The organism is Pseudooceanicola nanhaiensis DSM 18065 (assembly GCF_000688295.1).
Taxonomy (GTDB): Bacteria; Pseudomonadota; Alphaproteobacteria; order Rhodobacterales; family Rhodobacteraceae; genus Pseudooceanicola; species Pseudooceanicola nanhaiensis.
The window spans coordinates 1,707,077-1,722,766 of record NZ_JHZF01000011.1 but is presented as its reverse complement, the minus strand read 5'-3'; the positions used below and the strand labels follow the sequence as shown (position 1 = coordinate 1,722,766).

The 15,690-nt window shown below is 71.0% G+C and carries 12 protein-coding genes; 8 read left to right on the top strand and 4 right to left on the bottom strand.

What is annotated here, in order from left to right:
* Positions 1 to 65 precede the first annotated feature (65 nt).
* Entirely contained in the window at positions 66 to 911 is an 846-nt protein-coding gene (locus Q344_RS0109435; RefSeq protein ID WP_028286472.1) for an SDR family oxidoreductase, read from the top strand.
* Between the two features lie 3 nt (positions 912 to 914).
* Here the strand turns inward: Q344_RS0109435 and Q344_RS0109430 are convergent, their stop codons facing one another.
* Positions 915 to 2,333 carry a UdgX family uracil-DNA binding protein gene (locus Q344_RS0109430; RefSeq protein ID WP_028286471.1) on the bottom strand — a complete coding sequence of 473 codons (1,419 nt, stop codon included), beginning with the start codon at positions 2,331 to 2,333 and terminating at the stop codon, positions 915 to 917.
* Positions 2,334 to 2,428: 95 nt separating this feature from the next.
* A complete protein-coding gene (locus Q344_RS0109425; protein ID WP_036538984.1) occupies positions 2,429 to 3,652 on the bottom strand; it encodes a putative DNA modification/repair radical SAM protein in 1,224 nt (407 codons plus the stop codon).
* A gap of 194 nt (positions 3,653 to 3,846) precedes the next feature.
* Here Q344_RS0109425 and Q344_RS0109420 point away from each other — a divergent pair, with 194 nt between their 5' ends.
* The 4 genes from Q344_RS0109420 (at position 3,847) to Q344_RS0109400 (ending at position 8,699) form a co-directional block, all read left to right on the top strand.
* On the top strand, positions 3,847 to 5,271 hold the full coding sequence (locus Q344_RS0109420) for a homospermidine synthase (RefSeq protein ID WP_028286469.1): 1,425 nt from the start codon (positions 3,847 to 3,849) through the stop codon (positions 5,269 to 5,271).
* Between the two features lie 370 nt (positions 5,272 to 5,641).
* A complete protein-coding gene (hisC, locus tag Q344_RS0109410; RefSeq protein WP_028286468.1) occupies positions 5,642 to 6,727 on the top strand; it encodes a histidinol-phosphate transaminase in 1,086 nt (361 codons plus the stop codon).
* The gene (locus tag Q344_RS0109405) at positions 6,727 to 7,647 is read left to right on the top strand and encodes a prephenate/arogenate dehydrogenase family protein (protein ID WP_028286467.1); all 921 of its coding nucleotides are present in this window, start codon (positions 6,727 to 6,729) and stop codon (positions 7,645 to 7,647) included. Before hisC ends, Q344_RS0109405 begins: the two co-directional genes overlap by 1 nt.
* Positions 7,644 to 8,699, top strand: coding sequence for an extensin-like domain-containing protein (locus Q344_RS0109400; protein ID WP_028286466.1), 1,056 nt, complete (start codon positions 7,644 to 7,646; stop codon positions 8,697 to 8,699). The genes Q344_RS0109405 and Q344_RS0109400 overlap by 4 nt, the downstream gene beginning before the upstream one ends.
* Positions 8,700 to 8,702: 3 nt before the next feature.
* On the opposite strand, the gene Q344_RS0109395 is transcribed toward Q344_RS0109400, so the two are convergent.
* Positions 8,703 to 9,698: a DUF2125 domain-containing protein gene (locus Q344_RS0109395; protein ID WP_028286465.1), complete on the bottom strand. Its 996-nt coding sequence runs from the start codon at positions 9,696 to 9,698 to the stop codon at positions 8,703 to 8,705.
* A gap of 103 nt (positions 9,699 to 9,801) precedes the next feature.
* On the opposite strand from Q344_RS0109395, the gene Q344_RS0109390 reads away from it, so the two are divergent.
* From Q344_RS0109390 to Q344_RS23595, 3 genes are all read left to right on the top strand, one after another.
* Positions 9,802 to 10,344 (top strand): gamma-glutamylcyclotransferase, encoded by a 543-nt coding sequence (locus Q344_RS0109390; protein ID WP_028286464.1) that lies wholly within the window; start codon positions 9,802 to 9,804, stop codon positions 10,342 to 10,344.
* A 93-nt stretch (positions 10,345 to 10,437) separates the two neighbouring features.
* Positions 10,438 to 11,685: a biopolymer transporter ExbB gene (locus Q344_RS0109385; protein ID WP_028286463.1), complete on the top strand. Its 1,248-nt coding sequence runs from the start codon at positions 10,438 to 10,440 to the stop codon at positions 11,683 to 11,685.
* Positions 11,686 to 11,688: 3 nt separating this feature from the next.
* The gene (locus Q344_RS23595; protein ID WP_036538535.1) at positions 11,689 to 14,670 is read left to right on the top strand and encodes a peptidoglycan -binding protein; all 2,982 of its coding nucleotides are present in this window, start codon (positions 11,689 to 11,691) and stop codon (positions 14,668 to 14,670) included.
* Here Q344_RS23595 and Q344_RS23590 read toward each other — a convergent pair whose 3' ends face one another.
* Positions 14,671 to 15,624: a M23 family metallopeptidase gene (locus Q344_RS23590; RefSeq protein ID WP_036538534.1), complete on the bottom strand. Its 954-nt coding sequence runs from the start codon at positions 15,622 to 15,624 to the stop codon at positions 14,671 to 14,673.
* Positions 15,625 to 15,690: the final 66 nt, after the last annotated feature.

Here is a 15,690-nt window from a genome sequence, read left to right as displayed (position 1 = left end):
ACTTACGTTTCGTAAGCAAGAGGCCCATGTGTGCGGCAGACGGAAACCAGACCAAGGAGATTTCCATGACCATCGCAGTGACAGGCGCGACCGGACAACTCGGCCGCAAGGTGATCGCGGGCCTCAAGGCCAGGGGGTCGCAGGACGTGATCGCACTGGCCCGCAGCCCCGAGAAGGGCGCGGACCTCGGCATCTCCCTGCGCGAGGCGGATTACGACCGGCCCGAGACGCTGGGTCCGGCGCTTCAGGGCGTCGACACGCTGCTCCTGATCTCGTCCAGCGAGGTCGGCAAGCGCGCGGCCCAGCACGCCGCGATCATCGCGGCGGCGAAGGCCGCCGGGGTGGGGCGCGTGGTCTACACCTCGATCCTGAACGCCGATCACAACCCCATTTCGCTGGCCGAGGAGCATCGCGCGACCGAGGCCGCGCTGGCCGAAAGCGGCCTGACCGTGACCCTCCTGCGCAACGGCTGGTACACCGAGAACTACGCCTCCAACGCGCCGATGGCGGTGGCGCACAGCGCGGTGCTGGGCAGCGCGGGCGAGGGCCGGATCTCGGGCGCATCGCGCGACGATTACGCGGCGGCTGCTGTCGAGGTGCTGACCGGTCAGGGCCATGCGGGCCGGACCTATGAGCTGGCGGGCGACAGCGCCTTCACCCTGTCCGACCTCGCCGCGGAGATCGCGGCGCAATCCGGGGCCGACGTGGTCTACAAGGACCTGCCGGTCGCGGACTATGCGAAGGTGCTGGAGGGCGCCGGGCTCGCGCCGGGGCTCGCCGCCGCGATCGCCGGTTGGGACGCCGAGGTCGCGAAGGGCGCGCTGGAGAGCGACGATACCACGCTGTCGCGGCTGATCGGCCGCCCGACGACGCCGCTGGCGGAGGTCGTGAAGGCGGCGCTGGCGGGCTGAGCCTCAGCCGAGGCGGGCCACCGCGGCGGCGAGGTCGCCGCGGAAGGCCTCCGTCCCGCGCGCGCGGGCGTCCCGATCGGGCAGGCGCAGCAGGTAGGAGGGGTGGACGGTCAGCAGGACCGGACCGAACTCCGTCTCCTCGATCGTGCCGCGGCGGCTGAGGATGCCCGCGCGCTGGCCGGTCAGCGTCTCGGCGGCGGTGGCGCCCATGGCGAGGATGAGCTGCGGCTTCACCAGCGCGATCTCCTGCCGGATCCACCATTTCGCGTGCTCGACGTCGCCCCGGTCGGGCGCCTGGTGGATGCGCCGCTTGCCGCGCATGGTGTATTTGAAGCGCTTGACGGCATTGGTCACGTAGGCGGTGCTGCGGTCGAGCCCGGCCGCCCCGGCCTCCCGGTCGAAGAGCTGGCCCGCGGGGCCGACGAAGGGCCGCCCGGCGCGATCCTCCTCGTCGCCGGGCTGTTCGCCGACGATCATCAGGGATGCGGGCATCGGCCCCTCGCCGAGGACGATCCGGCCGTAGCCCGGGCGGGAGTCGCGGCTCTCTTCCTCGGCCCGGGCGCGCAGGTCGTCCAGGGTCACGGGGGTGAAACTCCGTTCCGCATGCAGCCGGTCGAGGATCCGGCCCGCCCGGACGGGGGGCAGCGAGGGCGCGGCCTCGGCCATCTCGCGCGCGCGCCGCTCGGCGGTGGCGAGAAGCTCGGGGATATGCCGCGTCTCGGGCATGTTCTTCCAGTATTTCCGCGGCATCTCGGAGGTCATCGCATGGACCTTCACCCGGGCCGGGTTGAAGATGTTGCGGAAATAGGTGCCCCAGAGCTCCTCGGCCGCGTCCTCGGGCAGGTCGGGGCGGGGCGCGCCTGCCTCGAAGGACAGCGTCCCGCTCTCGAACCGGGCGGTCACGTCGGGCGTGGCGATCACCCAGTCCATGTCGGCGAAGCGGCGGGTGAAGAAGGGCGCCGTCGGTTCGACCGTGTGGTGCGTGGGTTCGAACCAGGCGGCGAAGCGGCGGCGGTTGGTGTCGGTCTGCAGGTCGCGGAAGCGGACGAAGGCCTTCATCTTGTGGGCGCAGCGGTGCACGTTCTTCTCCATACCGCGCAGGCGGGCGAGGTCGGCATCGCCGCGGTCCTGCATCAGGGACGGCCGGTCGCGCAGGCGCCAGAGGAAGGCGTAGAGCCGGGCGAAGCGCTCGGGGTCGGCGTGCCAGCAGACGCTGTCGGCGAGGGCGACGAAGCCTTTCGGGACGGTGATCTGGCCTGCCGCCCGTGGTGCGGCCTCCGGCGCGGCGAAGAGGTCGCTCTGGGCGGGGGAGGCATAGGTCCAGAGCACGTCCTCGGGCGGGGTCCCGCGTGCGAGGAGCGTCCGGGCGGCGTCGCGCCAGGCTTGCGCGGTGTGGAGGCGGGGGAGGTCGATCGTGGGCATGGCGCTGATTGAGACCGGGGAGGGGGGCCGTCTGCCCCCCGTCGGGCCGGGGGCCCGACTCCCCCCGAGGATACATGGACCAGAGGAAAGCCGGGTCAGAAGAGGGAGAGCTGTTCGGGCGGCGGGGCGAAGCGGGCGCGCAGGTCGGCGGTGTCGGTGAGCTTGCCGGGGGACCAGTCGGCCAGGCTGATGAAGGGCCGGGCGTTCCTGAGGTTCGCGCCCATGCGTTTCAGGTCGTCCCAGCGGAGGGTGCGGTGGCGCCGCGTCGCGAGAATGCGCTGCACGGTCCTGGTGCCGAAGCCGGGCACGCGGAGGAGGAGCGGTTTCTCGGCCCGCTGCACCTCGACCGGGAAGAGGGCGCGATGTGCGAGGGCCCAGGCGAGCTTGGGGTCGACGGCGAGGTCCAGGTTGCCGTCCGGCGTGGCGGCGGTGATCTCGTCCGCCTCGAAGCCGTAGAATCGCATCAGCCAGTCGGCCTGGTAGAGGCGGTGCTCGCGCAGGAGCGGCGGCTGGATGAGCGGAAGCTTGGCCGAGGCGTCGGGGATCGGCGAGAAGGCGGAGTAATAGACGCGCTTCAGCCCGAAATCGCCGTAGAGCTTCGTCGAGGTCGTCAGGATCGTCGCGTCGTTCGAGCCGTCCGCGCCCACGATCATCTGGGTCGACTGGCCGGCAGGGGCGAAGCGGGGCGGGCGTTTGCCGGTGTGGCTGCGTTCCTTCGTGGCGGCGCGACGGGTCTTCACGTCGGCCATGGCGCCGCGGATCGTGGCGGGCGATTTCTCGGGCGCATAGGCGGCGACGGCGGCATCGGTGGGCAGCTCCACATTGACCGAGAGGCGGTCGGCGTAGAGGCCCGCCTGCTCGATCAGCTCGGGCGCGGCGTCGGGAATGGTCTTGAGGTGGATGTAGCCCTTGAACCCCTCGCGCTCGCGCAGGGTGCGGGCGATCCGGACCATGTCCTCCATCGTCCGGTCGGGCGACCGGATGATGCCGGAGGAGAGGAAGAGCCCCTCGATGTAGTTGCGGCGGTAGAATTCGATGGTGAGGTGGACGACCTCCTCGGGCGTGAACCTGGCACGTGGGGTGTTGGACGAGACCCGGTTCACGCAATAGGCGCAGTCGTAGATGCAGAAGTTCGTCATCAGGATCTTCAGCAGCGAGATGCAGCGCCCGTCGGGGGCGTAGGCATGGCAGATTCCCGAGCCCTCGGTCGAGCCGAGACCCCCCTTCGTGCTGTCCCGCCGGGAGGTTCCGGAGGAGGCACAGGAGGCGTCATAGCGCGCCGCGTCGGAGAGAATCGCGAGTTTGTCCTGAAGCGTCATGGGCATGATGTTCACATTATGTTCCGGATAACCCTTCGGCAAGCGGCATGCGGTCACGAAGCCGAGACCGGCGGAAAACGCCGATTCCCCTTGAGAAGCGGCCGGTGCTGCGGCATGGACCCCCGCGACGGTGGCACTAGGCTCTGGTGCCTGAGCCCGTGCCCGGTTCGGCAACCGAAGGAGAGATGACCCGAATGACCCATCCCGTTTACGCCCGCATCGACGGCCCCGTGATCCTGATCGGCTTCGGCTCCATCGGACGCGGCACGCTGCCGCTCATCGAACGGCATTTCGATTTCGACCGCGAGAAGCTGACGGTGATCGAGCCGAACCCGGCGCTCACCGAAGAGCTCGAGGCGCGGGTGCCGAACGTGGTGGCCGAGGCGCTGACGGAAGCGAATTACCGCGAGATACTCGGCGCGCTCTTCGAGCCGGGCACGGGCTTCGTGGTGAACCTGTCGGTCGACACGGGCTCGCTCGACCTGATGCGCTTCTGCCGGGAGAACGGGGTGCTCTACATCGACACGGTGGTGGAGCCCTGGGCGGGCTACTACTTCGGCACCGAGGACAATGCCGACCGGACGAACTACGCCCTGCGCCAGCGGGTGCGGGACGAGAAGGCCGCAAATCCCGGCGGCACGACCGCGGTGTCGTGCTGCGGGGCGAACCCGGGGATGGTGTCGTGGTTCGTGAAGGAGGCGCTCCTGAAGCTGGCCGAGGACACCGGGCGGGACGCCGCCATGCCCGCGGACCGGGCGGGCTGGGCGCGGCTCATGATGGATCTGGGCGTGAAGGGCGTGCACATCGCCGAGCGCGACACGCAGGTCCGCAAGGAACCGCGCGAGCCGGGGCATTTCGTCAACACCTGGTCGGTCGAGGGCTTCATCGCCGAGGGGTTCCAGCCGGCGGAGCTGGGCTGGGGCACCGCCGAGAAATGGATGCCGGACAATGCGCATGGCCACGATTTCGGCTGCCGGGCGGGGATCTGGCTGGAGCAGCCCGGTGCGGCCACGCGGATCCGGACGTGGTGCCCGACCCCGGGGCCGCAGTTCGGCTTCCTCGTGACCCATAACGAGGCGATCTCGATCGCGGATTACTACACCGTCGGCGCGCCGCAGAAGCCGGAGTTCCGGCCGACCTGCCATTATGCCTACCACCCCTGCGACGATGCGGTGCTCTCGCTGCACGAGATGTTCGGCTCGAACCAGATCCAGGACGTGCATCACATCCTCGATGTGGACGAGATCGAACCGGGCGGGATCGACGAGCTGGGCGTGCTGCTCTTCGGCCACGAGAAGAACGCGCTCTGGTACGGCTCGCGGCTGTCGAACGACGAGGCGAAGGCGCTGGCGCCCGATCAGAACGCGACCGGGTTGCAGGTGACCTCGGCCGTGCTCGCGGGGATGGTCTGGGCGCTCGAGAACCCGCAGGCCGGGATCGTCGAGACCGACGAGATGGACCACAAGCGGTGCCTCGAGGTGCAGCTGCCCTATCTCGGGCCGGTCGAGGGGCATTACACCGACTGGACGCCGCTCACCGACCGGCAGACGCAATTCCCCGAGGACCTCGACGAGGCCAATCCCTGGGCCTTCCGGAACGTGCTGGAGCGACTGGCCTAGCAGCGCTGCGGCGCGCCGGGCCCGGCCGTTCGCACCCGATGCTCATCATCGCGAAGATCACGGGCGACGGAGAGGGTGAAGAGGATCGACACCCGGCGGTGGAACTGCCGGACCGCGCGGTTCATCGCGCGGCCTCTCCGACGCGCGCCAGCACCGTCTGCAGGGCATCAAGGAACCGGGGCCAGCCCTGCGTCGCGCCGCCGACCGCGGCTGATCGGCCGCGACGCCGGTCTGCTCCATCTGCAGACGGGTGCCGGTGGCGGTCCCGGCCAGCCGCCACGCGGCGAAACGCCCGGCACCGGGACGCGCGGAGCCTATGGCCTAAGCCGCACCGCTTCGTTATGACGGGCGGACTTTACGGGGGTTCACCATGTCCAACCAGATCCCGACCCAGCCGGGCATCATGGAAATCGCGCTCTACGTGAGTGGAGAGGCCCGGATCGAGGGGCGCGACGAGGTGCTGAAGCTCTCGTCGAACGAGAACCATTACGGCTGCTCCGACAAGGCGCGCGACGCCTATCTGCGCGCGGCCGTGAACCTCCACCGCTATCCAAACACCGACCATGCCGCGCTGCGTGCCGCGATCGGAGAGATCCACCGGCTGGACCCCGACCGGATCATCTGCGGCGTCGGGTCGGACGAGGTCCTGCAGTTCATCACGCAGGCCTATGCCGGGCCGGGGGACGAGGTGATCACCACCGAGCACGGGTTCTCCATGTATCCGATCCTCGCCCATGCCGCCGGGGCCACGCCCGTCACCGTGCCAGAGGCCGAGCGCCGGATCGACGTGGAGGCGATTCTCGGCGCGGTGACCGACCGGACGCGGATCGTCTTCATCGCGAACCCCGCGAACCCGACGGGCACGATGCTGACCGAGGCAGAGCTCGAGCGGCTTGCCAGCGGCCTGCCGAAACACGTCCTGCTGGTGCATGACGGCGCCTATGCGGAATTCGCCGACGGGTTCGACGGCGGGGCGGGTCTGGTCGATGCCTATCCGAACGTGGTGATGACGCGGACATTCTCGAAGATCCACGGGCTCGGCGGGCTGCGCATCGGCTGGGGCTATGCCCGGCGCGAGGTGATCGACGTGCTCAACCGCCTGCGGCAGCCCTTCAACCTGAGCGAGGGCCAGATGGCCGCGGCCGAGGCCGCCGTGCGCGACGTGGAGTTCACCGCCCGCTGCCGCGAGGAGAACGCCCGCTGGCGGCACTGGCTGCGCAACGCGCTTGTCCAGATGGGCGTCGGGTGCGACGAGAGCTTTGCAAACTTCGTGCTCGCCCGGTTTGCAAACCCGGAAGAGGCCGACGCCTGCGACAAGGCGCTCAAGGAAAACGGGATCCTCGTGCGCAAGGTGGGCGGCTACGGCCTGCCCGATTGCCTGCGGATCACGGTGGGCGACGAAAGCGCCTGCCGCCGGGTCGTCCATGCCATCGGCACATTCAAGGGGGTGCGCTGATGGCGCAGGTATACGAGCGCGTCGCGCTGATCGGGCTGGGTCTGATCGCCTCGTCGATGTTCTGGTCGATCAAGCGCGGCGGGCTGGCCGGCGAGGTGACGGGCTATGCCCGCACCGAGGCCACGCGGGAGACCGCGCGCCGGATCGGGCTCTGCGACCGGGTCTGCGACACCGCGATCGAGGCGGTGGAGGGCGCGGACCTCGTGGTGCTCTGCGTGCCCGTGGGTGCCATGGGCGCGGTGGCCGAGGAGATCGCCCCGCACCTGAAGCCCGGCGCGACCGTGACCGACGTCGGCTCGGTCAAGGCCGCGGTCATCGAGGCGGTGCTGCCGCATATCCCCGAGGGCGTGCATTTCGTTCCCGCGCACCCGCTGGCGGGGACCGAGCATTCCGGTCCGACCTCGGGCTTCGCCGAGCTCTTCGACAACCGCTGGTGCCTGCTGGTGCCGGTGGAGGGCACCGACGAGGGCGCCACGGCCGCGCTCCGGGCGCTCTGGGAGGGGATGGGCGCCAATGTCGATGAGATGGATCCCGCTCATCACGACCTCGTTCTCGCCGTGACCTCGCACACCCCGCACCTGATCGCCTATACCATGGTAGGCGTGGCCGACGATCTGCGTCGGGTGACGGACAGCGAAGTCATCAAGTACTCCGCCGCCGGGTTCCGGGATTTCACCCGGATCGCGGCCTCCGACCCGACGATGTGGCGCGACGTGTTCCTCACCAACAAGGACGCGACGCTCGAGATCCTCGGCCGCTTCACCGAAGAACTCTTTGCCCTGCAACGGGCGATCAGAACGGGGGACGGAGACTTGCTGCACGATTACTTCACCCGCACACGGGCGATCCGGCGCGGGATCATCGACGCCGGCCAGGACACCGACGCGCCCGACTTCGGCCGGGGAGGCTCCCGGAAATGAGATGGCTGCCGCTGGTTCTGGTCTTCTCGACGGCCGGCGGCGCTCTCGCCGACGCCCCGTCCCGGTCGCTCCGCCCGCAGGCCCGCGCGGTGCAGGCCGAGGCCACGGTGGCCCGGCCCGCCCCCGCCGCCGCGGCCGAGGCACGCCCCGCCGAGCCGTCCGTGACCGGGGGGCTGCGGAGCGCCCTGCGACCAAAGGCGCGGGACGACGCGGGCATGGCCGAGCAGCTGGCCGCGGCCAGCGCCGCCGCGCAGGAGGCTGCCGCCCAGCCCAAGCCCCAGGCGCAGCCGCAAATTCAGCAAGAGGTCCAGACCGAACAGAAGCCCACGGTCCTCGACCTCCTGCGCGGGGCCGGCAAGCCGGCCGCCCCCAGCCGGACCGCGGCCGCCCCGCAGCGCGAGACCCGGCCCGAGGATCTCGGCGTGAAGCGCGAGGTCGAGAAGAAGCCGAACACGCTCCTCGCGCTTCTGCGCCCGCGCCAGCGAAGCCGCAACGTGGAGGACAACGCCAAGCGCGTCGGCGCCGCCAAGCGTGGCAAGATGGTCTGCGGGGTGGAGGACATCCAGGGCATCTCGATCGGCAATGTCTCGGGCAAGGGCGCCTGCGGGGTGCAGGACGCGGTCCGCATCTCCTCGGTCGCGGGGGTGTCGCTGTCGACCCATGCGGTGATGGATTGCACCACGGCCCGCGCGCTGAATGCCTGGGTGGCGCAGGCGGCCCGCCCGGCGATCGGCACCCTCGGCGGAGGCCTGTCGGAGCTGCGGGTCGCGGCACACTACGTCTGCCGGACGCGGAACAACCAGCGCGGCGCCAAGCTGTCGGAACACGGCCGGGGCCATGCAATCGACATCTCGGGCTTCAAGCTGCGGAACGGGCAGGAACTGAGCGTCCTGCGCGACTGGAGCGGCAACCACGCCAAGGTGATGCGGGCGATGCACAAGGCGGCCTGCGGTCCCTTCGGCACGGTGCTCGGTCCGAATGCCGACCGGTTCCACCGCGACCATTTCCACCTCGACACCGCGCGGTATCGCGCGGGCACCTACTGCCGCTGACCGCTACCTGAGCGCCATCACCGGGGCCTCGCCCAGGGGCACGGGGCCGAGGTACATGCCGCCGTCGCGGAAGGCGATGGTGGCGTTCAGCGTGTCGGCCCGGCCCGAGAGGCCCGCGACCAGCCCGAGCGCCTTCTCGGCAGAGGCGGCCACGCTCTCGGGCAGCGCGCCCGCCGCGACGGCGAGGTCGAGCATGTCGCGCCAGTTCTCGGCCTTGACCGCGATCTCGCCCGTCGGCGTGCCGGCCGCGTCGATGTCGAGCTCTCCGGTGGCCGAGAGCTTCAGCGCGCCCCATTCCGCCTCGGCCAGCCGCAGGCGGAGGTGGCGCGGCTGCGGGCGCCGCTGCTCGATCGCGTCGAGGTCCCAGGGCGCGTCGAACTTCACATCCGCATCCACATGCACCTTGTCCACCAGATCGGGCAGCGCCACGCCGCCGGACAGGCGCCCGAGCAGCGGGTCGGGCAGGGCCAGCCCCTCGGCCCGGAAGCCGAGGTGGTAATCGGTCTCGGACCCCGGCAGCAGCTCGGCCGCCAGGCGCAGCGAGTCGAGCGAGACGGTTTCGACGCCTTCGACCATCAGGTCGCTGCCCACGAGCGTCGCCCGTTGCAGCGGCAGCCGGGAGGAGGCGCCGAGCGTGAGGCTGGCCTTGGTGTCCGAGGTGGTCAGCGCAAGCCGTTCGTTCGGGGTGGCGATGGTGCTTTCCGGCGGGAAGACCGCGATCACGGAATTCGGCCGGTAGGACAGCGCGAGCAGCTGGAAGAACGGCGCCTCCCATGCCCAGCCCGTGGCGGGATCGGCGATGGCGAGGTCGGTGAAGGTCGTGTCGAACCGGTTCGGGAAGCCGCGCACGGAAAGATCGGCGTAATCGGCCTGCCAGCCGTCCTCGCGCCGGGCCTCGAACCAGCCCTCATAGGCCGATTTCAGGCCGTAGGACCCTATGAACCAGTAGCCCGACCATGCCGCGGCCGCGACGAGGATGACGATGAGCAGACGTTTCAAGCTGGCCCCCTGTTGATCGGCGCAGGTTTTTGATACCGGGGCAGATGACCCGTGCGGCGGCGAATACAAGGTCGCGCGGGGCACGGCCAGTGAAAGGATCGTTATGTCCCTGTGGGTCTTCGGCTACGGCTCTCTGATGTGGAACCCCGAATTCGAGGCGGCCGAGGCCGTGACCGCGACCCTGCCGGGGTATGCGCGCAGCTTCTGCATGAGCTCGATCCACCATCGCGGCAGCGTCGAGGAGCCCGGGCTGGTCCTCGCGCTCGATGCGCACCCCGGGGCCGAATGCCGCGGGCTGGCGCTGCGGATCCCCGACGCGGGCCGGGAGGAGATCCTCGCGGCGTTGCGGGAACGCGAGCTGATCTCGTCGGCCTATGTCGAACGCAGGCTGCCGGTGCGGCTCGACGACGGGCGCGAGGTCGAGGCGCTGGCCTATGTGGTCGATCGCGACCACGCGCAGTATTGCGGCGGGCTGAGCGAGGCCGAGCAGGCCCGCATCATCGCCCGCGCCCATGGCGGGCGGGGGCCGAACCGGGATTACCTGTGGTCGACCGCCGAACATCTGGACGTCCTCGGCATTGCCGATCCGGAATTGTCGCGGATCGCGCAGGCGGTGCGCCGGATCGTGGATAAGTCCTTGGCTTGATTGCGCCCAACCCGTAGGATCCGCGCGAACCCGGGGCCGCTCCTCGCGACGAAATCGGCCCGCAACACACCAGTTTCAGGACACGTCCCCTCCATGGACCAGCCGGACCGAGAGGCCCAGACGCAGTTTTCCCAGCCCATCCGGCAGATCATGTCGATGGTCCTCGTGCTCGCGTTGACCGGGCTCGGCGTGTTCCTCGCCGCGCCGCGCGTCCTGCCGGTCTTCATCGCGAACCCCTACCTGAACGGTTTCATCGCCTTCGTCTTCTTCATCGGCGTGATCTCCTGCTTCTGGCAGGTCGCGCAGCTGATCTCGTCGGTCCGCTGGATCGAGGCCTTCGCCGCCGACCGGATCGACGACGAGGGCGTGCATGCCCCCCGCCTGCTGACGCCGCTGGCGACGCTGCTCCGGTCGCGCTCGCGGCGGATGCAGATCTCGTCGACCTCGGCGGGCTCGATCCTCGAATCCGTCGCGATGCGGATCGACGAGGCGCGCGACATCACGCGCTACATCGTCAACCTGCTGATCTTCCTCGGGCTGCTCGGCACCTTCTACGGCCTCGCCACCACGGTCCCCGCCGTGGTCGACACGATCCGCAGCCTGGCGCCGCAGGACGGCGAGGGCGGGGTCGAGGTGTTCAACCGCCTGATGACCGGGCTCGAGGCGCAGCTCGGCGGCATGGGGGTGGCGTTTGCCTCGTCGCTCCTGGGGCTCGCGGGGTCGCTGGTCGTGGGGCTGCTGGAGCTCTTCGCGGGGCAGGGGCAGAACCGCTTCTACCGCGAACTCGAAGAGTGGATGTCGACGATCACCCGGGTCTCCTTCGCTTCCGACGCGGGCGAGATGGGCGGCGAGGCCGCGGCGCTCGCCGGGATGGTCGACCACATGGCCGAGCACATGAGCGGGCAGATGCAGGACCTGCAGACCCTCTTCGCCCAGTCCGACCGGAACCGGGCCACGCTGGACGAAAAAGTCGGCGCGCTGACCGACGCCATCGCCGTGCTGGCTGCGAGGATGGAGTCACAGGCGGAACAAAACGACGTGATACCCGCGCTCGAAAGGGTGGCCGACGGGCAGGAAAGGCTGTTGGATCATCTTGCCCGGCGCGAGACGGGCGAAGGGCTCGACGCCGAGAGCCGGATGCGGCTGCGCTCGATCGACGTGCAGATGCTGCGCATCCTCGAGGAAATCTCGGCCGGGCGGCAGGAAACCATGACCGAGCTGCGGACCGATCTCGCGGCTCTGGCCAAGGCGGTGCAGGCGTCGGCGCGGCGCCCCGGTTCCGTCACGGGCACAATGCGCCCCGCTCCGGTCCACAAGGCGGGCGGCGGCCAGGAGGGCTGATCCATGGCGCTGTCCCGGCGCTCCGGCAACCGTTTCCAGCACGCGATCTGGCCCGGCTTCGTTGACGCGATGACCGGGCTTCTGCTGGTGCTGATGTTCGTCCTGACGATCTTCATGGTCGTGCAGTTCGTGCTGAAGGAGACGATCACCGGGCAGGAGACCGAGCTCGACGAGCTCGGCTCGGAGCTGGCCGCGCTGGCGCAGGCGCTCGGGCTGGAACGCGACAGGTCGCAGCGGCTCGAAGGTGAGCTGGGCACGCTGAACGCGACGCTCGACCGGGCCGAGGACAGGGCGGCCTCGCAGGCCGAGGCGATCGCCGCGCTGACCGCCGAACGGGACGCCGCGGCGGCCGATCTGCGCAACGCCCGGGCCGCGATCAGCGATTACGAGGCGCAGGTGGCGGCGCTCCAGACCGAGAGGGACCGCACCGCGCAGGATCTGCGCACGGCCGAGGCCTCGATCACCGATTTCGAAAGCCAGGTCGCGGCGCTGCTCGCTGAACGCAACGACGCGCGCGACCAGGTGGCGGCGCTGGAGGAGACACGCGACGCGCTCGTATCGGACCGCGACGCGCTGCAGCTGGCGCTGTCGAAGGCCCGCGACGAGATCGACGCCGGCGCCGAGGAGGCGCGGCTTGCCGCCGCCCGGCGCGAGGCGCTCGAGGCGCTGATCGCGGACCTGCGGACCCGGAATGCGGAGGCGGGCACCGAGAATGCCGCGCTGTCCGAGCAGGTGGCCACGCTCGAGGCCGACCTGTCGGACGAGGAGAAGGCCCGCCTCGCCGAGGCCGCTGCGGCCCAAGCGCTGCGCGAACGGCTGCAGGGTGCCGAGGACGAGCTGACGGCGATGACGCTGGCGCTGGAAGAGCAGCGCAAGCGCGCCGAAGAGACGCTGACCCTGCTCGCCGCGGCCCAGGACACGAGCGACGACCTGACCGCGCAGCTGGCCGCCGCGCTGATGTCGCGCGACCAGGGCCGGAGCGAGGTCACCTCGCTCGGCGAGGACCTCGCCACCACCACCGCCGCGCTCGAGGAAAGCCGCGAAGCGCTGGCCGCGCGCGAGGCGGCGCTGGAAGAGGTCCGCACGGCGCTCGCCGCCGCGCAGGAGGCGGTGGCCGGCAAGGACGCGGCACTGGCCGAGGCGGGCGAGCGGGTCGCGGCGCTGGAAGGCGATCTGGACCGGACGCAGGCGCAGTTGCGCCGGGCCGAAAGCGGCCGGGGCGCGACGCTCTCGCAGCTCAATTCGGTCGAGGCGCAGCTGGCCGCGGCGCTGGCCGATGTCGAGGACCGCGATGCGAAGCTTGCCGAGCTGGAGGCGCGGCTCGGGGTGATCGAGGCCGCGCTGACCCGCGCGGGCGAGGCCCGCGAGGCGGCCGAGACCGAGCTGAACGCGCAGATCGCCGCCATCCGGACCGAGCGCGACGCGGCCCGCGAGGATGCGGCGCGCGCGCGGGCCGAGGTGGAGGACGCCCGGTCGCAGGCCCGCGCCGAGGTGGCCGCGCTGGAATCCCGGCTTGCGGACATGCAGCGCGAGGCCGAGCGGGCGGGCGATGCAGCGGGTTCGGCGCGGGCGGCGCTCGAGCGGGAGCTGAGCGACGCGCGGGCCGCCCTGGCCGCGGCCGAAGCGCGGGTCGAGGAAGAGCGCGCGGCAGGGGCCGCCCGGCTGGCGCAGGCCGAGGCGGCGACGCGGCAGGCCAACGCCCGGCTCGAGGGGCTGCGCGCCGACGTGGCGGCGGCCAGGGCGGCGACGGAGGAGAAGGCGTCGGAGCTGGACGCGGTCGAGGCGCGGATCGCGGCCATGGAGGCGGCGATCGCCCGCGCGGCGCAGACCCGCGAGGGGCTCGAGAAGCGGCTGGATGCGGCGATGGCCTCGGAGACCGCGGCCGATGCGCTGCGCCAGGACAAGGCCGCGCTGGAAGAAGACCTCGCGGCGGCCGAGGAGAGCGCCGCCCGGAACGCACGCCGCATCGCCGAGATGCAGCAGAAGCTGACCACGCTGGAAACCGCGCTGACCCGGGCCAGGGACGCGGTGACCAAGGCCGAGGCGGGCGCGGCGGAGCAGGTCGGCTCTCTCGAGCGGCAGCTGGCCGAGGCGCTGGCGGCGAAGGCCGCGGCCGAGGCGGGCGCGATGGACCGCGACGAGATTCAGAAGCAGCTGACCGCGGCGCTTGCCGCGAAGCTGAAGGCCGAGCAGCGGGCCGAAGAGCGGCTGAGCGAGAGCGAGCAGCGCGAGGTGCTGCTGAGGCAGGCGCAGAAGGAGCTGGACGCGACCGAGGCGAAATCGGCCGAGAGCCAGCGCCGCGCCGCCCTGCTGAACCAGCAGGTGGCCGCGCTGCGCTCACAGCTCGGCTCGCTCCAGGCGCTCCTGGACGACGCGAAGGAGCGGGACAAGGCCTCCAGGGTGCAGCTCGCCTCGCTCGGGCGCGACCTCAATGCGGCGCTCGCGCAGGCGGCGGCCGAACAGCGGCGCCGGGCCGAGCTGGAGGAGGCCGAGCGCAAGCGGCTGGAGGCCGAGAAGAAGGACCTCGAGAAATACCGCTCCGAGTTCTTCGGGCGGCTGCGTGACCTGATGAGCGACCGGGACGGGGTCAACGTGGTGGGCGACCGCTTCGTCTTCTCGTCCGAGGTGCTCTTCGCCCCGGGCGAGGCGCGGCTGTCGGCCGAGGGCCAGACCGAGATCGCCAAGGTCGCCCGGCTGATCGAGGAGATCGCGGCCGCGATCCCGCAGGGCATCGACTGGATCCTGCAGGTGGACGGTCACACAGACGACGTGCCGCTCATCCCGTCGGCCCAGTTCGCCGACAACTGGGAGCTCAGCCAGGCGCGGGCCCTCTCGGTCGTGCGCTACATGTCCGACGTGCTGGGCCTGCCGCCCGAGCGGCTGTCGGCCAACGGTTTCGGCCAGTACCAGCCGCTCGCCGAGGGCGACAGCCCGGAGGCCCGCGCGCAGAACCGGCGGATCGAGCTCAAGCTGACCGAGCGCTGATCACCTCACGATGACCGCGGTCTCGCGGCTGTCGTAGGGCCGCCCGTCGCGCAGCAGCGTGACGGTCCCCGCGTATCTGCCGGGCCGCAGCCCGCGCCGGATGCGCTTGCCGGCGGCGCGGAAATACTGCGCCTGCTGGCGGTCGATCCCGGCCTCGGTGCTCAGGTAGGTCGTGCCGTCGGGCTGGGTGATCGTCAGCCGCATCACGTCGCCGGGTCGGCTGCCATAGGCGAATCCCCAGATGACCAGTGCCGGTCCCTTCGCCCCGAGCGCGGGCGCGGCGGCGGTGCCGGCCTTGATCGCGGCATAGTCCGGCACCGCCTCGGCAAAGCCCGCGGCGATCAGGCCGCCGGACCGGTAGGGAAGGGTCGTCTCGAACAGGCTCTCGCCCGGCGCGCCGCATTGCCCGGGGGCGGCATCGGGGGCGAAGGGGTCGATCACGCGGCCCTCGTGGCGGACGGACAGGTGCAGGTGCGGGAACTGCGTCCGGCCCGACAGGCCGATGCGCCCGAGCCGCGTCCCGGCCTCGACCTCCTGACCCTCGCGGACCGCGACGGAGCCCTGCCGGAGGTGGCAATACTGCGTTTCCCAGCTGTCCGGGTGGGCGATGACGACGCCGTTGCCGCAATCCTGCCCGCCGAGATCCTCCGCCTCGGTATAGAGCACGTCCGCCATCCCGTCGCGCACCGCCCGCACCCGGCCCGGAGCGGCCGCCAGCACGCTCACGCCCGCCACCATCGCCGCGAGGTCGGGCAGGGCGAAATCCGTGCCCTTGTGGGTGTCGTAGCTGAGGGTCCCGCAGGCATGGTCGAGCGCGCCATCGGTCGGGTCGATGTCGACGTAGGACTGGATGTGGCAGGTCTCTCCCAACGTGCAATCGACGGGCAGGGCAAGGCGCGGGGGCTCTGCGGCGAGGGGGGAGGCGATCAGGACAAGGAGGAGCAGCAGGCGCATCGTGCGATTCCGAGGGGACGAGCGGTCCGCGTCATGAGAAAAGGGCGCCCCGGGGGGCGCCCTCTT